Here is an 18,149-nt window from a genome sequence, read left to right as displayed (position 1 = left end):
CTCAGCTCAGCCGGCGCCGCACCTCGGCCGCCACCCGGCCGCCCTCCGCGCGCCCCGCCACCGCTGCCTGAGCCGCCTTCATCGCCGGGCCCATCTGGGCCTTGCTGCTGAACCCGCCCGCGGCCAGTGCCTGCCCGACCAGCTCGGCGATCTCCGCGTCGGTGAGCTGCTTCGGCAGGTAACGGTCCAGCACCTCGCCCTCGGCCGTCTCCTTGGCCGCCTGGTCGTCGCGCCCGGCGCCGGAGAAGGCGGTCGCCGCCTCACGGCGCTTCTTCGCCTCCTTGGTCAGCACCGCCAGCACCTCGTCGTCGGTGAGATCCCGGGCCTCGTCGCCGGCGACCTCGGCGGTCCGCACCGCGGACAGCGCCATCCGCAGCGTCGACGTGGTCAACTCGTCCCGGGCCTTCATGGCGGTGTGCAGGTCATCGTTCAGGCGGTCTTTCAACGTTCCCATGGACGGAGAAACTACCCTTGCCGTCATGCGTAAGCGCTCCTTTATCTCGGCCGCCGCCGCCCTGACCGCTGTCGGCGGTGCGACGTTCGCCTATGCCTCGCTGATCGAGCGGAACATGTTCACGCTCCGGCGCTTCGACGTCCCGGTGCTCGAACCGGACGCGGAACCGCTGCGCATCCTGCACCTGTCGGACCTGCACATGATGCCGGACCAGCGGCGCAAGCAGGAGTGGGTGGCGGCGCTCGGCGGGACCGACCCCGACCTCGTCGTGGTCACCGGCGACAACCTGTCCTCGGCGTTCGCCGTGCCCGGCGTCCTGCGCGCCCTGGAACCCTTCCTCGACCTGCCCGGCGCGTTCGTCTTCGGCTCCAACGACTACCGCGGCCCGGTCTTCAAGAACCCGCTGAAATACGTGCTGCCCGGCGAGCGGGAGTACGTGCAGGGCAACGACCTGCCCACCGAAGACCTGCGGGACGCCCTGGTGAGCGCCGGATGGGCGGACCTGAACAACGCCCGCACCGTCCTCAAGGCCGGCGGCCGCTCGATCGAGCTGGTCGGCGTCGACGACCCGCACATCCAGCAGGACGACTACGCCTCCGTGGCCGGCCCGATCAGCCCCGGCGCCGACCTGCACCTCGGGGTGACCCACACGCCCGCCACACGGGTCCTGGACGCGATGGCGGCCGACGGCTTCGCCCTGCTGCTCGCCGGCCACACCCACGGCGGGCAGGTCTGCGTCCCGTTCTACGGCGCCCTCACCACCAACTGCGACCTGCCGCTCAGCATGGCCAAGGGCCTGCACCGCTGGCCCGGCTCGGAATCCTGGCTGCACGTCTCGGCCGGCCTCGGCACCCACCCGACCGCACCGATCCGCTTCGCGTGCCGGCCGGAAGCCTCCCTGCTCACGCTTACACCGCGCTGACCTGGGGTTTTAGCTGTTGAGGGATACCCGTTTCCGGCAGGCTGGGGGCGTGAGCTAGTATTTCTCTCGCAGCTCGGGGTGTGGCGCAGCTTGGTAGCGCGCTTCGTTCGGGACGAAGAGGCCGTGGGTTCAAATCCCGCCACCCCGACCACGTGGTTGCAGGTGAGGCCCGGTCTGCCGCTCAGGCAGGCCGGGCCTCCCGCATATCTTCGGCCTTTTCATCGGGTGTGAATGCGTCCGGGAGTCCGGTCGCCAAGGCGCGCGTCACAGCGGCGCCATGATCTTGATTCGGGTCGGTCCCCCGAACCGCGTCCGGCGCACCCCCGTCCGGGCGGTGCGCCGCAGGTTCCACGCCGGCCGGCCGGCTCCATCTCGGCCGTCAGCGGCCGCGGCGGTCAGCGCCGCCTCAGCCGCCTAGCCGCCTCAGATGGCCAGCTGCGCCCGGCCTGCCATCCCGGGCGCCACCGGGCCGGCCACGCGGGGCGCCATCTGCTGTGGCACGCAGTACGGCCCCAGCATGGTCTCGACCACGGGGGCGATGGAGGACGGCCGGTCGCCACCGAGCTGCATGAGCCGGGTGGCGCGGGCCAGTGACCCGGTCTCACCGTCACGGAAGCCCTCCCGGTACCCCCGCTCGTAGCGTTCACCACGACCCAGGGCGCGGCCGAGCGCGAAACATGAGGAGCCGGCGAGGGCGAGCAGGAAGAGCATCGCGAAGGGTGTCACAGAACTATCCTTCCGGGCGCAAGCCACTAATTAGGCGAAAACTACCCCAAACAGACATAGGATGCGGTATTGGAGAGATCAAGTACGCCAACGGGTGACCGCGAGTCTGATCCGCGTCTCGCCGTCACCGACGCGACCCGACGGCCAGGGGCGCCGCACGACGCCCCGAACCGGCCTGTCAAGCTCAATGCTTGTGACTGACTCCGACCTCGCCCGCCAGGTCCGCAGCGTGAGCCGGCTGACCGGCGAATTCACCCTGCGATCCGGGCGCACCGCGACCGAATATTTCGACAAGTACCAGTTCGAGGCCGACCCGGTCCTGCTCGACCAGCTGGCCGAGCAGCTGGCCGTGCTCATCCCGGAAGGCACCGAGGTCCTCGCCGGCCTGGAGATGGGCGGCATCGCGGTGGTCACCGCCCTCGCCCGGCACGCCAAGCTGCCCACCGCCTTCGTCCGCAAGCAGGCGAAGAAGTACGGCACCGCCCGCCTCGCCGAAGGCGCCGAAGTCGCCGGCCGCCGGGTGCTCGTGGTCGAGGACGTCGTCACCTCCGGCGGTCAGGTGGTGCTCTCCACCAACGACCTGCGCAAGCTGGGCGCGCACGTGGACCACGCGGTCTGCGTCATCGACCGGCAGGAGGGCGGCTCGCAGGCACTGGCCGCCGAGGGCATCACCCTGCGCGCCCTGCTGACCCGCGCCGACCTCGACGCCGCAGCCTGACCTTCGCGGCTGGCTCTCGGCGCCGCCTCCCCCATACGAGACAGCCCTGAGAGCCAGCCCACCCAGCTGGCCCCAGCGCTGCCCGATCGTCAACGCCGGCCATCCGCCCAGCTGGCCCCAGCGCTGCCCGATCGTCAACGCCGGCCACCCGCCCAACGGGTTCCCGGTGCTGCTGAGGGTCCTCGGGCAGCGTCCAGCGCCAGCCGGACCCGGGCAGCCGGCTGTAAGTGCTGTGAGGCGGCCCCGACCGCTAAGGGCTGGTCTCCTGGAACACCCACGCGACGTACGCCGGGTTGGCCGCCACCACCGGCACCGCCAGCACGCACGGCACGTCATAGGGGTGCTCGGCGTCGGCCCGCTCGATGATCCGGTCGACGAGCTCCAGCCTGGTGTGCAGCGCGACCCGCGCCTCGGGCTCGTCCTGCACCGCCCCGTCCCACCGGTAGATCGACCGGATCGCCGCGACCTGCTGCCCACACGCGGCCAGCCGGTCCTCCACCAGCCGCCGGGTGAATCGGGCCAGCCAGTCCGCGTCGGCTGCGGTGATCACGACCTCGCAGATGCCGGTGTCGCTCATGGCCGCCACGATAACCCCACGGCGCCGGGCCGTTCCTTAAGGCTTCGACCCGCTTTAGTACGCGCCATGGGCTGGACAAACGCAACTACTCCACCCGTGACTACCCCGCGATCACCTGCAACTCCAGGCCGCAGCGCGCCGCCGGGCTGAAGTGGGTGGCCACGCCGACACCGATCCGGGCCGCACACGAAACCGAGAAAGCCCGGGGCGACACGGCAGCGCACGGCGCGGGCAGCCGAGGTCAGGGCCGCGCACGGTGTAGCAGCGCGGCGCGGAACGTGGCAGCGTGCGGGTGACAGCCGGCGCGGCAGTGCGGCGCGCGGTGTGGCGGCGCGGGGCGCGGTGTGGCGGCGCGGGGCGCGGTGTGGCGGCGCGGCGCGGCGGATGGGGGCGAAGTGCCGTGGAGCGGGCCGGTCCCGGGTCGTTACTTGCCGAACTCGGCGGCGATGATCTCGGCGTTCTGGACGGTGTTCAGGGCGGCGCCCTTACGCATGTTGTCGCCGGTCACGAAGAGGGACAACGCCCGTGGGTCGTCCATCGCCCGGCGGATGCGGCCGACCCAGGACGGGTCGGTGCCGACCGCGTCGATCGGCATCGGGAACTCGCCGGATTCAGGGTCGTCGACCAGGATCACGCCGGGGGCGTTGCGGAGCACCTGGCGGGCGCCGTCCGCGGTGACCTCGGAGGCGAAGTTGGCGTGGACAGCGATCGAGTGACCGGTCACCACCGGCACGCGCACGCAGGTCGCGGAGACCTTGAGGGCGGGCATCGCGAGGAGTTTGCGGGTCTCGTTGCGGAGCTTGAGTTCCTCGGAGGACCAGCCGAGCGGGGCCAGGTCACCGGACCAGGGCACCACGTTGAGCGCGAGGGGTGCCGGGAACGGGCCGAGGTCGTCGCCGACGGCCTGCCGCACGTTGCCGGGGCGGGAACCGAGGAGCCGGTCGCCGGCCACCTTGCTGAGCTGGTCGTGCAGGGTGTCGACGCCGAACTGGCCGGCGCCGGAGGCCGACTGGTAGGAGGCCAGGACGAGTTCGCGCAGCCCGTACTCCTGGTGCAGCGGTGCCACCGCCATGATCATGGTCGCGGTGGTGCAGTTGGCGCTGGAGACGATGCCGCGGGGACGGTACGCCAGGTCTTCTCGGTTGACCTCGGGCACGACCAGCGGGACGTCCGGTTCCATGCGGAACGCCGAGGAGTTGTCGACCACGACGGCGCCGCGGGCGACGGCGATCGGCGCCCAGTGGACGGCCACGTCGTCGGGCACGTCGAACATGGCCACGTCGACGCCGTTGAAGGCCTCGGCGGTCAGCTCACGGACGACCAGCTGCTCACCGCGGCAGGTCAGCACCTTGCCGGCGGAGCGTGCCGTCGCGATCAGCCGGATCTCGCCCCAGACGTTGCGCCGGGACGAGAGCAGCTCGAGCATCACGGTCCCGACGGAGCCGGTTGCTCCGACGACGGCGAGCGTCGGCGCCATCGCCGGGCTTACCGGCCGGTACCCGCGTAGACGACTGCCTCTTCGTTACCGCCGAGCTCGAACTGGTCGTGCACGGCACGGACCGCGGTGTCGAGGTCGGTGTCCCGGCAGACGACGGAGACCCGGATCTCCGAGGTGGAGATCATCTCGATGTTGACGCCGGCCGCGCCGATGCAGGCGAAGAAGGCCGCGGCGACACCCGGGTGCGAGCGCATGCCCGCGCCGATCAGCGAGACCTTGCCGACGTGGTCGTCGAAGAGCAGGCTCTTGAACTTGATCTGCTCCTTGATCTTGTCGAGGGCGGCCATCGCGCTCGGCCCGTCGGCCTTGGGCAGCGTGAACGAGATGTCGGTGCGGCCGGTGCCCTCGGTGGAGACGTTCTGCACGATCATGTCGATGTTGATCTCGGCCTGGGCGACCGTCTCGAAGATCCGGCCGGCGGAACCGGGCTCGTCCGGCACCCCCACGATCGTGATCTTGGCTTCACTGCGGTCGTGCGCGACCCCGGTGATCAGTGCTTGCTCCACGTCAGGGTCCTCCATCGATCCGGTGACGAGCGTGCCTTCTTTGAGCGAGTACGAAGAGCGTACGTGGATCGGCACCTTGAAGCGGCGCGCGTACTCCACGCATCGCAACATCAGCACCTTCGCACCACCGGCCGCCAGCTCCAGCATCTCCTCGTACGTGATCTGCTTGATGTGCTTGGCGTCCGGGACGATCCGGGGGTCGGCGGTGAAGACGCCGTCCACGTCGGTGTAGATCTCGCAGACGTCGGCGTGCAGCGCCGCGGCGAGCGCGACCGCGGTGGTGTCCGAACCGCCGCGGCCGAGGGTGGTGATGTCCTTGGTGTCCTGCGACACGCCCTGGAACCCGGCGACGATGGCGATCGCGCCTTCGTCGAGCGCGGTCCGCAGCCGGCCGGGGGTCACGTCGATGATCCGGGCCTTGCCGTGCACCGAGGTGGTGAGCACGCCGGCCTGCGAGCCGGTGTACGACCGGGCTTCGTACCCCAGGTTGTGGATCGCCATGGCGAGCAGAGCCATCGAGATGCGCTCGCCGGCGGTGAGGAGCATGTCCAGCTCGCGGCCCGGCGGGAGCGGGCTGACCTGGTTGGCCAGGTCGAGCAGCTCGTCCGTGGTGTCGCCCATCGCCGAGACGACGACCACGACGTCGTCGCCGGCCTTGCGGGCGGCCACGATGCGCTCCGCCACGCGCTTGATGCGCTCGGCGTTCGCTACTGACGAACCACCGTACTTCTGCACCACAAGAGCCACGGCGAAACCATTCCCTCTCCGTCACCAGCGATCGCCACCACCCTAGCCGCGCAGCCGCCGCCCCTCGACAGGCGTTCCCAGATTCCGGCCACCCCGGCGCGACACGCCGAACGCGCGGAAGCGGCGTGTCACCGGATGGGGCGAGAATGTCGCGGTGTTTCTTCCTTCCGGTTCCCGGCGCGTACTGTCCGCGCTGACCGCCACGCTGCTGGGCACTGCCCTGGCCGGGTGCGGCGGCGACGAGCCGGAAGCGGCGCCGACCAGCCCACCCTCCTCGGGCACCTCCGGAGAACCGGCTCCGGACCCGCTGGCCGGCACCGCCCGGGACACCCTGGCCGCCCTGGCCGCCCTCGGCCTGGACCGGCGGTACGCCGCGCTCTACACCTGGGACGTCGGTGACGGCGCGCCCCGCAGTGTGGTGGCGACCGTCGCCAACGACGGGAGCTGGCGGGTGGACATCCCGAACGGCGCGCTCGGCGGCACCACCGGCGTCTCGATCGTGCGCAACGGCAACGGCGTCTACCAGTGCTCCCTGCCCACGCCGGCCAACCCGGTCGCGGCCGCCTGCATCCGGGTGGCGGAGCAGGGCGAGAAGGTGCCCCGCAGGTACGACCCGAGGGTGCAGCGGTTGTTCCGGCAGTGGCTGCACGTCTTCACCGACCGGGACGCGGCGCTGGCCGTCTCCGCGGCGCAGCCGCTGCCCGGCGCCCAGGGCACCTGTTACGCGGTCGACTCGGTCTCGGCCTCGCTCAAGGCGCCGGTCGACGTCGGCATCTACTGCTACACCCCGGACGGTCTGCTGTCCGCGGCACGGGTCGGGTTCGGCGTGCTCACGCTGGCCCAGCAGGTCGCCGGGCCGCCGGCGGTGCAGCTGCCCGGGCCGGAGGTGGCCGGCGAGCCGATGGGGATGAACAGCCCACCGCCGGTGGAAGCGCCCAGCCCCGCGCCGTCCGCCTGAGGGTCCCACGATCCGGGCGAACGGTTCGCCACCCGGATGTGGATCACGTAACGTGTGTGGCGACATGTGGCACGCGTTTCTCCTCCTTCGCTGCCGCGACGAGGCCCCATTCCAGGCCGGCACCTCGTCGCGGAGTTGATGCACGCCGCCTGCTCGTCTTCATTTCGACAGGAGCAGTCACATGTCCACCAACCCTGAGGCTGGGCCGTTCAGTACCCAGCAACGCAGCTCGATGCCGTTCGAGCGCTACGAGCCGTACCAGAAGCAGTTCCCGATCTCCCTGCCGGACCGGCGCTGGCCGTCCCAGGTGACCGAGACCGCGCCGCGCTGGTGCGCGGTCGACCTGCGGGACGGCAACCAGGCGCTGATCGACCCGATGTCCCCCGAGCGCAAGCGGCGGATGTTCATGCTGCTGGTGAAGATGGGCTACAAGGAGATCGAGGTCGGCTTCCCGGCCGCCAGCCAGACCGACTTCGACTTCGTACGCCAGCTCATCGAGCAGGACCTGATCCCGGACGACGTCACCATCCAGGTGCTGGTGCAGTGCCGCGAGCACCTGATCGACCGGACCTTCGAGTCGATCCGGGGCGCCAAGCGCGCCATCGTGCACTTCTACAACTCGACCTCGACGCTGCAGCGGCGCGTGGTGTTCGGCCTGGACCGGGACGGCATCACCGACATCGCGACGACCGGCGCGCGGCTCTGCCAGAAATACGCGGAGATCCACACCCCGGACACCGAGATCTTCTACGAGTACTCGCCCGAGTCGTACACCGGCACCGAGCTGGACTACGCGCTGGAGGTCTGCTCGGCGGTCATCGACGTGATCGACCCGACGCCGGACCGCCCGCTGATCATCAATCTGCCGGCCACCGTCGAGATGGCCACGCCGAACGTGTACGCGGACTCCATCGAGTGGATGGACCGCCACCTGCCGCGGCGGGACAGCGTGATTCTGAGCCTGCACCCGCACAACGACCGGGGCACCGCGGTGGCCGCCGCCGAGCTGGGCCTGCTGGCCGGCGCCGACCGCATCGAGGGCTGCCTGTTCGGCAACGGCGAGCGCACCGGCAACGTGGACCTGGTCACGCTGGGTCTGAACCTGTTCTCGCAGGGCATCGACCCGCAGATCGACTTCGCCAACATCGACGAGATCAAGCGCACCGTCGAATATTGCAACCAGCTGCCGGTGCACGAGCGCCACCCGTACGCGGGCGACCTGGTCTACACCGCGTTCTCCGGCTCGCACCAGGACGCGATCAAGAAGGGCCTGGCAGCGCTGCAGGCCGACGCCGACACCGCCGGTGTGCCGATCGACGACTTCGGCTGGGGCGTTCCCTACCTGCCGATCGACCCGAAGGACGTGGGCCGCACCTACGAGGCGGTCATCCGGGTCAACTCGCAGTCCGGCAAGGGCGGCGTGGCGTACATCATGAAGGAGGAGCACAAGCTCGACCTGCCGCGGCGGCTGCAGATCGAGTTCTCCGGCGTGGTGCAGCACCACACCGACGTCGAGGGCGGCGAGGTCGGCCCGCAGCAGATGTGGGACATCTTCGCCGGCGAGTACCTGGTCGAGCACCAGGCCCGGTCCGCGTTCACTGTGGAGAGCTACAGCACGGCCACCGTGGACGGCAAGGTCGAGATCGACGTCCAGGTGTTCCACCGCGGTGTGCGCCGGCCGCTGGTCGGTGTCGGCAACGGCCCGATCGCCGCGTTCGTGCAGGCCGTCGAACCGCTGGGGATCAAGGCCCGGGTGCTGGACTACAACGAGCACGCGCTGACCTCCGGTGGCGACGCGCAGGCCGCGGCGTACGTCGAGGTTGAGGTGGGCGACGTCACGGTCTGGGGTGTCGGCATCGACGCCAACATCGTGAGCGCGTCCATCAAAGCGGTGACCAGCGCGGTCAACCGCGCGAGCTGAGTGTCACTCCCCCGCGTGCCATGATCGGCGGCACGCGGGGGTCCCACCTACGCTGAGGTACGTGCCCCCTCACCGTGTTCGATCGCTCCTGTTCACCGCCGCCTCCTGCACCGCGCTGCTGCTCACCGGCTGCGGGGTGGTCGCCGCCGACGAGAACCCGGATTCCGGCCCCACCTCCGCGGGCAACGCCACCGCCCAGCTCGACAGCCTGACCGTCGCCAAGGCCGCCTCGATGCGCGGTTACAGCCGGGAGAAGTTCCCGCACTGGCGCGACACCGGCGACAACTGCGACGTCCGGGACACGGTGCTCAAGCGGGACGGTGAGAAGGTCAAGTTCTCCGGCTGCAACGTGGTCGCCGGCACCTGGCACAGCGTCTACGACGACCAGGTCCTCAACTCGCCGACGAAGGTCGACATCGACCACATGGTGCCGCTGGCCAACGCCTGGCGGTCCGGCGCCGGGAAGTGGACCGAGGACGAGCGCGGCGACTTCGCGAACGACCTGGAACGCCCGCAGCTGGTCGCCGTCTCGGCCACGTCGAACCGGTCGAAGGGCGATCAGGATCCGTCGACATGGAAACCGCCGGTGCGGGAACACTGGTGCACGTACGCCGGGGACTGGATCGCCGTGAAGAGCCACTGGAAGCTGACGGTGACCACCGCGGAGAAGAACGCGCTCACCGACATGCTGGAGACCTGCTGATGACCGAAGCGACCGAGCCGGCCGCAGCGGCCGAACCGGCCCAACCGGCCCAACCGGCCGGGGCGGCGCAGGGCCGGACCACCGACATCACCGCCGGGCCGGGCGGTGTGATGACCGACGAGGTCGGCGTCGTGACCGGAGATCTGACGCTGCGCAGCGAGATCACCGACGGCCAGGTGGTGCTGACCGTACAGTACAAGGACGCCGAGGAGTGGTACGCGGTGACCGGCGGCAAGGCGCCGCTCGCCGATTCGTCCGGCTTGGAGGCAGTGCACGCGATCGCCGTCGCTCTGCTGAACCGTCCGGAAGGCTGACGGCGGCCGACCGGCTCCTGAGCCGCCGCATTGATCCACGTGGGTACGGTCGCGCGGGTGCGTCTCACCCACCTGGCCGTCTCCGCCGTGCTGGCCCTCACACTGGCCGTGACGGCCGCGTCCGCGGGCCCGGGGACCGGACCTGTGCCGCCCTCGCTGACCGGGGTCCTGCCCGCCCCGGCCGAGGCGGCGCCTGATCCGCGGGCGGCGTTCGCGTTGACCCGGGACACGGTCATCGCCGCGTCCGGTGCAGCCGAACCGGTGGCCGAGCGACTCGCCGAGGCGTTCCGGCCGGCGACCGGCTTCCCGCTGCGGATCGTCCCGGCTGCCACCGGCGACGCGATCACGCTGGTCCTCTCCGGCGCCGGACCCGCCGAGGAGTATCGGCTGGACGTGCGCGCCGACGGCGTCGAGGTGCGGGCGTCCCGGCCGGTGGGGCTGTTCCTGGGCGTGCAGACGCTGCGCCAGCTCCTGCCGCCGGAGATCGAGTCCGCGACGGCGCAGCACCGGGACTGGGTCATCCCGGGTGGGCGGATCCAGGACCGGCCGCGGTACGCGTACCGGGGCGCGATGCTCGACCTGGCCCGTCACTTCCACGAGCCGGCCGAGGTGCGCCGCTACATCGACCAGATCAGCCGCTTCAAGATCAATCACCTGCACCTGCACCTCTCCGACGACCAGGGGTGGCGGATCCAGATCGACAGCTGGCCGCGACTGACCACAGTGGGCGGCGCGACGGGCACCGGGGTCCGCGGTATCGGCGGTGGGTACCTCACCAAGGACGACTACCGCGACCTGGTCCGGTACGCCGCCGACCGGTTCGTCACGATCGTTCCCGAGATCGACATGCCCGGTCACGTGAACGCGGCCCAGGTGGCGTACCCCGAACTGACCTGCGCCGGGGTGGCGCCCCGGCCGCGGATCGACATCCGCGTCGGGTACAGCTCGCTGTGCGCCGGCAAGGAGATCACCTACCGGTTCGCCGAGGACGTGATCCGCGAGCTGGCGGCGATGACGCCCGGCCGTTACCTGCACATCGGCGGGGACGAGGCGCACTCCACGCCGCACGCCGACTACCTCGCCTTCCAACAGCGGGTGCTGCCGCTGGTGGCGAAACACGGCAAGATCCCGATCGGCTGGCAGGAGATCGCCGCGACACCGGCCGCCCGGACCGCGGTCGTGCAGTACTGGAACCACGAGGGCGCGACGGGCCCCGTCGAAGCGGCGGCCGCGGCCGGGGCGAAGGTGCTGATGTCACCGGCCAACAAGGCGTACCTGGACATGCAGTACGACCTGCTGACTCCGGGCGGCCTGCACTGGGCGGGCACCATCGAGGTGCGAGCCGCCTATGACTGGGACCCCGGCCGGCTGCTGTCGGGCGTACCCGAAGAAGTGGTTCTGGGGGTCGAGGCGCCGTTGTGGTCGGAGACGCTGCGCGATCTCGCCGACATCGAGTTCCTGGCTTTTCCGCGCCTCGTGGCGCTCGCCGAGCTCGGCTGGTCGCCGCGGGCGACCCACGACTGGCCGTCGTTCCGCGCCAGGCTCGGCGCTTACGGTCCAAGCTGGACCCGGCAGGGTGTTCGTTTCTATCGATCGCCGCAGGTCCGCTGGGCTCGACCCTGACCCTTATGATGATCGAAATTCACGACGGGGGCTCTCCTGTGGCATCGATGCGCACGCTCTCCAGGGCCGGTCTCGTCCTGCTCACCACGTCCGCCGCGATCAGCCTGCTCGCCGCGCCCGCGCAGGCCGCCACCACCGGCGTCGCGTCCGTGGTCTCGGGCACGCAGGTTCAGTTCAAGGCCGGCTCCGGCGCGGTCAACAAGGTGATGGTGACCCGGTCCGGCAGCACGGTCACCGTCGACGACCGGGTCGCCGTGCGAGCCGGCAAGGGCTGCAAGAAGGTCAAAGGCGACAAGACACGGGTCCGGTGTACGACCTCCGGCGCGCCGACCCGGGTGCGCGTCAGCCTCGGCGCCAAGAACGACTCCGTGGTCAACCGGTCCGGCCTGTCGATGACCGCCTCCGGTGGCGACGGCAAGGACACCCTGACCGGTGGCCCCCGGGCCGACCGGCTCAACGGCGGCTACGGCGCCGATCGGGTGTCCGGCCTGGGCGGCAACGACTCCCTGTTCGGCGACTGGGGCAACGACGTGCTCTCCGGTGGCGACGGCGCCGACTACCTGGCCGGCCAGGGGGACAACGACCGGGAGTACGGCGGGAACGGTCACGACACCTTCGGCCAGGACATCGACCCGAACGGGCGCGGATGGCCGGACGCTGACCTGCTCTCCGGCGGCCCGGGGCAGGATCTCGCCGACTACAGCGGCCGGCGGCAGGCGATCACCGCGGACTCGGACTCGGGATCGGGTGACGACGGCCGCAAGGGCGAGCGGGACACCCTGACCGGCATCGACTCCATCAACGGAGGCGCCGGCAACGACCGCCTCTACGGCACCGACCGCGCCGACCACCTCTCCGGCGGCCTCGGCAACGACCTCCTCGCCGGACGTGGTGGCAACGACCAGCTGTCGGATCACGGGGGCGCCAACCGGCTCGAAGGTGGCTGGGGCAACGACACGCTCTTCCACGGCACCAAGGCGGATGTGCTTCTCGGCGGCACCGGCGAGGACACCGTCGACTATCGCAGCCGCACCGCACCGGTGACCGTGGACCTGGACGGCGCCGCCGGTGACGACGGGCAGGCCGGCGAACGGGACACCGTGGGGGCCGACGTCGAGAACATCGTCGGCGGCAACGGCAACGACCGGCTCACCGGCAACGCCGCAGCCAACGACATCGACGGCTGGCTCGGCGCCGACATCGTTCGCGGTGGTGCCGGCAACGACCGCCTGACCGGCTTCGAAGGCCGCGACCAGTTGTACGGCGAGGCCGGCGACGACCACCTCTTCGAGACGTACGGGGACGGCTCGGACCGGCTCGACGGTGGCGCCGACGGCACGGCGACCGGCGACAACTGTGTCGGGTACACCGAGGCACCGGACCTCGACGTGCTGGTCGGCTGCGAGTACTCGAACCCCTGGATCTGAACACCGAACGGCCCCGCGGACCGGGTCCGCGGGGCCGTTCGGTTCGGATCAGGCCTCAGGCCTTGGCACCGGCCGGCTTGCGGCCGACCACTTCCTCCTCGGCCGTCACCGGGAAGTGGCAGGCGGTGAGGTGCGAGTCCGGGTCGTCGAGGCGCTGCACCAGCGGCGGCTCCTCGGTGGCGCAGATGTCCTGCGCCTTCCAGCACCGGGTCCGGAACCGGCAGCCGGACGGCGGGTTGATCGGGCTCGGCACGTCGCCGGTGAGCAGCACGCGCTCGCGCTCCAGGCGATCGCGGCGGCTGGGGTCCGGCACCGGCACGGCGGACATCAGAGCCACCGTGTACGGGTGGCGCGGGTTGCGGTAGAGCTCTTCCCGGTCGGCGATCTCGACGATCTTGCCGAGGTACATGACCGCGACCCGGTCGGAGATGTGCCGCACCACCGACAGGTCGTGCGCGATGAACACGTACGTCAGGTCGAACTCGTTCTGCAGGTCCTCCAGAAGGTTGACCACCTGCGCCTGGATCGACACGTCGAGCGCCGACACCGGCTCGTCCGCCACGATCATCTTCGGTCGCAGCGCCAGCGTCCGCGCGATGCCGATGCGCTGCCGCTGGCCGCCGGAGAACTCGTGCGGGTACCGGTTGTAGTGCTCCGGGTTCAACCCGACCAGCTTCAGCAGGTCCTGGACCGCCCGCTTGACGCCGTGCTCGGTCTTGACGCCCTGGATCCGGAACGGCGCCCCGACGATCGCGCCGACCGTGTGCCGCGGGTTCAGCGACGAGAACGGATCCTGGAAGATCATCTGCATGTCCCGGCGCATCGGGCGCAGCTTGCCCTGGCTCAGGTGCGTGATGTCGCGGCCCTCGAACGTCACCGTCCCGCCGGTGGGCTCCAGCAGACGGCTCAGCAGCCGGCCGGTGGTGGACTTGCCGCACCCGGACTCGCCGACCAGGCCGAGCGTCTCACCCTTGAAGACGTCGAAGTCGATGCCGTCGACCGCGCGCACCGCGCCGATCTTGCGCTTCAGCAGGCCCTTGGTGATCGGGAAGTGCTTCTCCAGGCCACGGGCGGAGAGCAGTGGCTCCCGGCTCGGCGTGGGGATGCTCTGCTCGGTCATGCTCCGACCTCCAGCTTCGGCCGGATCTCCTCGGCCCAGATCCGGCGCCGCTCGGCCGCCGGAAGATGACACCGCACCCGGTGCCCGCCGCCGGCCTCGGTGAGCTCCGGGACGACGGTGGTGCCCAGCCCGCCGGTCCTCGGCTCGAACACGCACCGCGGGTGGAACGCGCAACCGGACGGCAGGTTGATCAGTGAGGGCGGGGAGCCGGCGATCGGGATGAGCCGATCGGTCAGCGGACGGTCCATGCGCGGCATGGATCCGAGCAGACCCCAGGTGTACGGGTGCTCGGGCGCCTCGAAGATGGTCCGTGCGGGACCGTACTCGATCGCCTTGCCGCCGTACATCACCAGCACGTCGTCGGCGAGCTCGGCGACCACGCCCAGGTCGTGCGTGATGATGATCAGCGCGGAGTTGAACTCCTGCTGCAGGTCGTGCATGAGGTCGAGGATCTGCGCCTGCACGGTCACGTCGAGCGCCGTGGTCGGCTCGTCCGCGATCAGGAGCTCCGGGTCGCAGGAGAGCGACATGGCGATCATGGCGCGCTGCCGCATACCGCCGGAGAACTGGTGCGGGTAGTCGTCCACCCGCCGGTCCGGCTGCGGGATGCCGACCCGGTTGAGCATCTCGATGGCGTGCTTGCGGGCCACCTTCTTGGAGACGTTGTGGTGCACCCGGTACGCCTCGATGATCTGGGTGCCGACCGTGTAGTACGGGTGCATCGCGGACAGCGGGTCCTGGAAGATCATCGCCATCTTGCGGCCGCGCAGCCGGCGCACCTCTTCCGGGGAGGAGTCGACCAGCTCCTTGCCGTCCAGCCAGATCTCGCCGGACACCCGGGCGTTGCGCTTGTTGTGCAGGCCCAGGATGCCGAGGCTGGTCACCGACTTGCCGGAGCCGGACTCGCCCACGATGCCGAGCGTCCGGCCGCGCTCCAGCGAGAAGGTCAGGCCGTCGACGGACCTGACCAGACCGTCGTCGGTCGGGAAATGGATCTGCAGATCCCGGACCTGGAGGAAGGGGTCGGCCATCAGTTGAGCCTCACTCGCGGGTCGACCACCGCGTAGAGGAGGTCGACGATCAGATTGGCGAGGACGACGAAGAATGCGGTGAGCATGACGACGCCGAGAATCTTCGGCAGGTCGTTCGTCGCGATCGCGTCGATTGCGTACTTGCCCAGCCCGGGCAAGGAGAACGTGGTCTCGGTGAGCACCGCACCACCGAGCAGCAGGCCGACGTCCAGACCGAAGATGGTGACGATCGGAGTCAGCGCGGCACGCAGGCCGTGCTTCGTGATGACGGATCGCTCCGGCAGCCCCTTGGCCCGCGCTGTGCGGACGTAGTCCTCACTCATCGTCTCCAGCATGCCCGCTCGGGTCAGACGCGCATAGGAAGCGGAGAACAGGAACGCCAGGGTGATCCACGGGAGCAGGAGGTTGTACGCCCACTCGGCGGGATTGTCCTCGATGGGTGTGTAACTGCCACCGGGCGCGGTGATGCCGAGCTGGTAACTGAAGATCGCCAGCGACATCAGGCCGGTGAAGAAGATCGGGAGAGAGACGCCACCGAGAGCGATGGTCATCGCCGCGCGGTCGAAGATGGAGCCCCGCCGCAGGGCGGAGACGACACCGGTCGCCACACCGGTGATCAGCCAGATCACCGCGGCGCCCAGCGCCAGGGAGAAGGTGACCGGCATGCGGTCCAGCAGCTCCGGCCACACCGGCGAACGCGAGATGAAGGAGTAACCGAAGCACGGGGCCGGGCACTCCTCCGGGCCGGTGCCGAGGTCGTAGGTGGCCCCGACGAAGACGCCCTGAAGCCACTCCCAGTACTGCAGCCAGATGGGGTCGTTGAAGCCCAGGCGCTCGGCGGCCGCCGCGATCTCGGTCGCGTCAGCGGTCCGGCCCACGTAGCGGGCTGCCAGGTTCTCCGCGGTTCCACCCGCCCACCGGGGTACCAGGAAGAAGATCGCGAAGGTGACCATGCTGACCACGATCAGCATGAGCAGGGCGCCGATCACGCGCCGGATGATGTAGGTCGCCACGTTGTCCGGCTGCGGGAGGCCGGCCAACCCGGGTCGTGCCCGGGCCGGCCGGCCTCCCGACCGCCTTCACCTGCCTTACTTGTCTTCGTCGGGTGTTGCGCTCAGCGGAGCGACCTACTTGGTGGCGCCCATCATCATGTAGTCGTACTGGCCGTAGGCCTCATTGACGAAGATGTTGGTCGCGTTCTTGCTGCGCAGGGTGAGCGCCTTGGAGTACACGCTGGGCAGGACCACCGCGTTCTCCATGACCTTGCGGTCGATCTGGCCCCAGATCTCGTTGCGCTTGGCGGCGTCGGACTCGGCAACCGCCTGGTCGATCATCGCGTCCACCTCGGGGAGGTAGATGCTCAGGTTCGACGAGCCACCGGACTCACGGATGGTCCGGCTGTCGACGATCTGCGAGAGGAAGCCGAAGCCGTCGTTCCAGTCCGAGGCCCAGCCGTTGGTCATCAGGCCCAGCTTCTGGCCGTCGCGGTAGCTCGGCTTGCCGGCGTACAGCGAGAAGTAGTCACCGGTGGGCAGCGGCTTGAGGGTCAGGTTGATGCCGACCCGGGCGAGCGACTGCTGCAGCGACTCGGCGATCGCCTGCTCCTTCGGGCGGTCCGACCGGTACGCCATGTTGGTGGTGAAGCCGTTCGGCTGACCACACGCGGCCAGGTGCTCCTTGGCCTTGGCCACGTCACCCTTGTTGTCGGCGCCGGCCGGGTAGAGGTCGAACTGCTGGTAGCCCGGGATGACCGGCGGCATCAGCGAGGTCGCGATCTCACCACCGGCGAGCGGGCCACCGTACGCGGCCTGGAGGCCGGTGCGGTCGGCGGCGAACATGATCGCCTTGCGGCAGTCGAGCTTGTCGAGCGGAGCGACCTTCGGGTTGATCGACGTGTACCAGGTACGCGCCGCCAGCGGGTTGTCCGCCTGCGCCTTCAGGTTCGGGTCGTTGAGCACCCGGGACAGCGACGCCGGCTGAACACCGGTGCCGGCCAGGTCGACGTCGAGGTCGCCGGAGATGATCCGGTTGTCGATGTCGTTGGCCTCGACGCCGAGGGTCACCTCGTAGCGGTCCGGCAGAGCCGGGCGGTTCGGGTCGGTGGCCTTGTCCCAGTTCGTGTTGCGAACCAGGGTGAAGCCCTTGCCCTCCTGGTAGCTCTCGAACTTGTACGGGCCGGAGGAGACGACCTTCTCCTTGTACTTGACGCCGGTGTCCTTCGCCTGCGGAACCGGCGCGGAGCCGGGCAGCTGGCCCAGGTAGTCGAAGCCGCCGAACGGCTGCTTGAGGTGGAACACGATGGTCCGGTCGTCCGGGGTCTCGATGGCCGAGTCCGTGTTCATGTCCTTCGACTTGTACGGACCCTGGTAGCCCTCCGGCAGGGCCAGGAAGTCGCCGAAGTAGGTCGGGCCGTTCACCAGGACGCTCTTGTCGACCGTCCGCAGGATGCCGTACTTGACGTCCTTGGAGGTGATCGGCGAGCCGTCCTCGAACTTCAGGTTCGGGCGCAGCTTGTAGGTCCAGGTCTTGCCGCCCTCGCTGGGCGTGCCCAGGCCCTCGGCCAGGTCGCCGACCAGCTCCTCGCTGCCCTTGCCGGGGACCGGCTTGAACATCGTGAGGGTACGGGCGTACGTGCGCAGGAAGTTCCACGAGAGGCCGTAGTAGGTGTCACCCGGGTCGACCGAGTCCCAGTCCTCGGAGATGGCGAACTTCAGCGTGCCGCCGGTCTTCTCGCTGGGGTTGAACACCTTGCCGATCGCGGAGTCGAACGCCGGAGTGGCGCTGTTCCCGTTGGAGTTGTTGTCGTCGTCCGAGCCGCCACCACAGGCAGCGAGGCCGAAAACGAGCACAGCGCTCGTCAAGGCCGCGGTCACCGACCGTCTCCTCATCAGATTTCTCCCCTTC

General features: G+C 69.9%; 17 protein-coding genes and 1 tRNA gene. 9 read left to right on the top strand and 9 right to left on the bottom strand.

Going from position 1 to position 18,149, the window contains the following annotated elements:
* Window position 1 precedes the first annotated feature (1 nt).
* Complete coding sequence (locus tag AC0NH5_RS34900) at window positions 2-454, bottom strand: GatB/YqeY domain-containing protein (RefSeq protein WP_474411336.1); 453 nt, start codon at window positions 452-454, stop codon at window positions 2-4.
* Window positions 455-479: 25 nt separating this feature from the next.
* On the opposite strand from AC0NH5_RS34900, the gene AC0NH5_RS34895 reads away from it, so the two are divergent.
* Window positions 480-1,376 carry a metallophosphoesterase gene (locus AC0NH5_RS34895; protein WP_474411335.1) on the top strand — a complete coding sequence of 299 codons (897 nt, stop codon included), beginning with the start codon at window positions 480-482 and terminating at the stop codon, window positions 1,374-1,376.
* A gap of 74 nt (window positions 1,377-1,450) precedes the next feature.
* Window positions 1,451-1,527, top strand: a tRNA-Pro gene (locus AC0NH5_RS34890).
* A 272-nt stretch (window positions 1,528-1,799) separates the two neighbouring features.
* On the opposite strand, the gene AC0NH5_RS34885 is transcribed toward AC0NH5_RS34890, so the two are convergent.
* Window positions 1,800-2,102 carry a hypothetical protein gene (locus tag AC0NH5_RS34885; RefSeq protein ID WP_474411334.1) on the bottom strand — a complete coding sequence of 101 codons (303 nt, stop codon included), beginning with the start codon at window positions 2,100-2,102 and terminating at the stop codon, window positions 1,800-1,802.
* A gap of 193 nt (window positions 2,103-2,295) precedes the next feature.
* On the opposite strand from AC0NH5_RS34885, the gene pyrE reads away from it, so the two are divergent.
* Window positions 2,296-2,820 (top strand): orotate phosphoribosyltransferase, encoded by a 525-nt coding sequence (gene pyrE, locus AC0NH5_RS34880; RefSeq protein ID WP_474411333.1) that lies wholly within the window; start codon window positions 2,296-2,298, stop codon window positions 2,818-2,820.
* 250 nt (window positions 2,821-3,070) lie between these two features.
* Here pyrE and cutA read toward each other — a convergent pair whose 3' ends face one another.
* The 3 genes from cutA to AC0NH5_RS34865 form a co-directional block, all read right to left on the bottom strand.
* Complete coding sequence (gene cutA / locus AC0NH5_RS34875; RefSeq protein WP_474411332.1) at window positions 3,071-3,397, bottom strand: divalent-cation tolerance protein CutA; 327 nt, start codon at window positions 3,395-3,397, stop codon at window positions 3,071-3,073.
* A 424-nt stretch (window positions 3,398-3,821) separates the two neighbouring features.
* Complete coding sequence (locus tag AC0NH5_RS34870) at window positions 3,822-4,874, bottom strand: aspartate-semialdehyde dehydrogenase (RefSeq protein WP_474411331.1); 1,053 nt, start codon at window positions 4,872-4,874, stop codon at window positions 3,822-3,824.
* A gap of 8 nt (window positions 4,875-4,882) precedes the next feature.
* Entirely contained in the window at window positions 4,883-6,148 is a 1,266-nt protein-coding gene (locus AC0NH5_RS34865; RefSeq protein WP_474411330.1) for an aspartate kinase, read from the bottom strand.
* Between the two features lie 154 nt (window positions 6,149-6,302).
* Here AC0NH5_RS34865 and AC0NH5_RS34860 point away from each other — a divergent pair, with 154 nt between their 5' ends.
* The 6 genes from AC0NH5_RS34860 to AC0NH5_RS34835 all read left to right on the top strand — a co-directional run bounded on the left by AC0NH5_RS34860 (window position 6,303) and on the right by AC0NH5_RS34835 (window position 13,094).
* Window positions 6,303-7,106 carry a hypothetical protein gene (locus tag AC0NH5_RS34860; protein WP_474411329.1) on the top strand — a complete coding sequence of 268 codons (804 nt, stop codon included), beginning with the start codon at window positions 6,303-6,305 and terminating at the stop codon, window positions 7,104-7,106.
* Between the two features lie 181 nt (window positions 7,107-7,287).
* Window positions 7,288-9,027 (top strand): 2-isopropylmalate synthase, encoded by a 1,740-nt coding sequence (gene leuA / locus AC0NH5_RS34855; RefSeq protein WP_474411328.1) that lies wholly within the window; start codon window positions 7,288-7,290, stop codon window positions 9,025-9,027.
* 61 nt (window positions 9,028-9,088) lie between these two features.
* Window positions 9,089-9,730, top strand: coding sequence for an HNH endonuclease family protein (locus AC0NH5_RS34850; RefSeq protein ID WP_474411327.1), 642 nt, complete (start codon window positions 9,089-9,091; stop codon window positions 9,728-9,730).
* The gene (locus tag AC0NH5_RS34845; protein ID WP_474411398.1) at window positions 9,625-10,044 is read left to right on the top strand and encodes a hypothetical protein; all 420 of its coding nucleotides are present in this window, start codon (window positions 9,625-9,627) and stop codon (window positions 10,042-10,044) included. Before AC0NH5_RS34850 ends, AC0NH5_RS34845 begins: the two co-directional genes overlap by 106 nt.
* A gap of 57 nt (window positions 10,045-10,101) precedes the next feature.
* Window positions 10,102-11,667 carry a beta-N-acetylhexosaminidase gene (locus AC0NH5_RS34840; protein ID WP_474411326.1) on the top strand — a complete coding sequence of 522 codons (1,566 nt, stop codon included), beginning with the start codon at window positions 10,102-10,104 and terminating at the stop codon, window positions 11,665-11,667.
* A 47-nt stretch (window positions 11,668-11,714) separates the two neighbouring features.
* The gene (locus AC0NH5_RS34835; RefSeq protein WP_474411325.1) at window positions 11,715-13,094 is read left to right on the top strand and encodes a calcium-binding protein; all 1,380 of its coding nucleotides are present in this window, start codon (window positions 11,715-11,717) and stop codon (window positions 13,092-13,094) included.
* A 55-nt stretch (window positions 13,095-13,149) separates the two neighbouring features.
* Here AC0NH5_RS34835 and AC0NH5_RS34830 read toward each other — a convergent pair whose 3' ends face one another.
* The 4 genes from AC0NH5_RS34830 to AC0NH5_RS34815 form a co-directional block, all read right to left on the bottom strand.
* Entirely contained in the window at window positions 13,150-14,214 is a 1,065-nt protein-coding gene (locus tag AC0NH5_RS34830; protein ID WP_474411324.1) for an ABC transporter ATP-binding protein, read from the bottom strand.
* Window positions 14,211-15,245, bottom strand: a complete 1,035-nt coding sequence (locus AC0NH5_RS34825; RefSeq protein WP_474411323.1) for an ABC transporter ATP-binding protein — start codon at window positions 15,243-15,245, stop codon at window positions 14,211-14,213. The genes AC0NH5_RS34830 and AC0NH5_RS34825 overlap by 4 nt, the downstream gene beginning before the upstream one ends.
* Window positions 15,245-16,258, bottom strand: a complete 1,014-nt coding sequence (locus AC0NH5_RS34820; protein ID WP_474411322.1) for an ABC transporter permease — start codon at window positions 16,256-16,258, stop codon at window positions 15,245-15,247. The genes AC0NH5_RS34825 and AC0NH5_RS34820 overlap by 1 nt, the downstream gene beginning before the upstream one ends.
* A gap of 114 nt (window positions 16,259-16,372) precedes the next feature.
* Window positions 16,373-18,118: an ABC transporter substrate-binding protein gene (locus tag AC0NH5_RS34815; RefSeq protein WP_474411321.1), complete on the bottom strand. Its 1,746-nt coding sequence runs from the start codon at window positions 18,116-18,118 to the stop codon at window positions 16,373-16,375.
* Window positions 18,119-18,149 lie beyond the last annotated feature (31 nt).

This window comes from Actinoplanes sp. 13, from assembly GCF_056134165.1.
Note: the sequence above shows the minus strand (reverse complement) of the source record. Positions and strands in the feature narration are given on the sequence as shown.

Coding starts and splice junctions, on each gene's coding strand:
- AC0NH5_RS34900 (WP_474411336.1), bottom strand. CDS start 454: ATGGGAACGTTGAAAGACCGCCTGAACGATGACCTGCACACCGCCATG.
- AC0NH5_RS34895 (WP_474411335.1), top strand. CDS start 480: ATGCGTAAGCGCTCCTTTATCTCGGCCGCCGCCGCCCTGACCGCTGTC.
- cutA (WP_474411332.1), bottom strand. CDS start 3,397: ATGAGCGACACCGGCATCTGCGAGGTCGTGATCACCGCAGCCGACGCG.
- AC0NH5_RS34870 (WP_474411331.1), bottom strand. CDS start 4,874: ATGGCGCCGACGCTCGCCGTCGTCGGAGCAACCGGCTCCGTCGGGACC.
- leuA (WP_474411328.1), top strand. CDS start 7,288: ATGTCCACCAACCCTGAGGCTGGGCCGTTCAGTACCCAGCAACGCAGC.
- AC0NH5_RS34835 (WP_474411325.1), top strand. CDS start 11,715: ATGCGCACGCTCTCCAGGGCCGGTCTCGTCCTGCTCACCACGTCCGCC.
- AC0NH5_RS34830 (WP_474411324.1), bottom strand. CDS start 14,214: ATGACCGAGCAGAGCATCCCCACGCCGAGCCGGGAGCCACTGCTCTCC.
- AC0NH5_RS34825 (WP_474411323.1), bottom strand. CDS start 15,245: ATGGCCGACCCCTTCCTCCAGGTCCGGGATCTGCAGATCCATTTCCCG.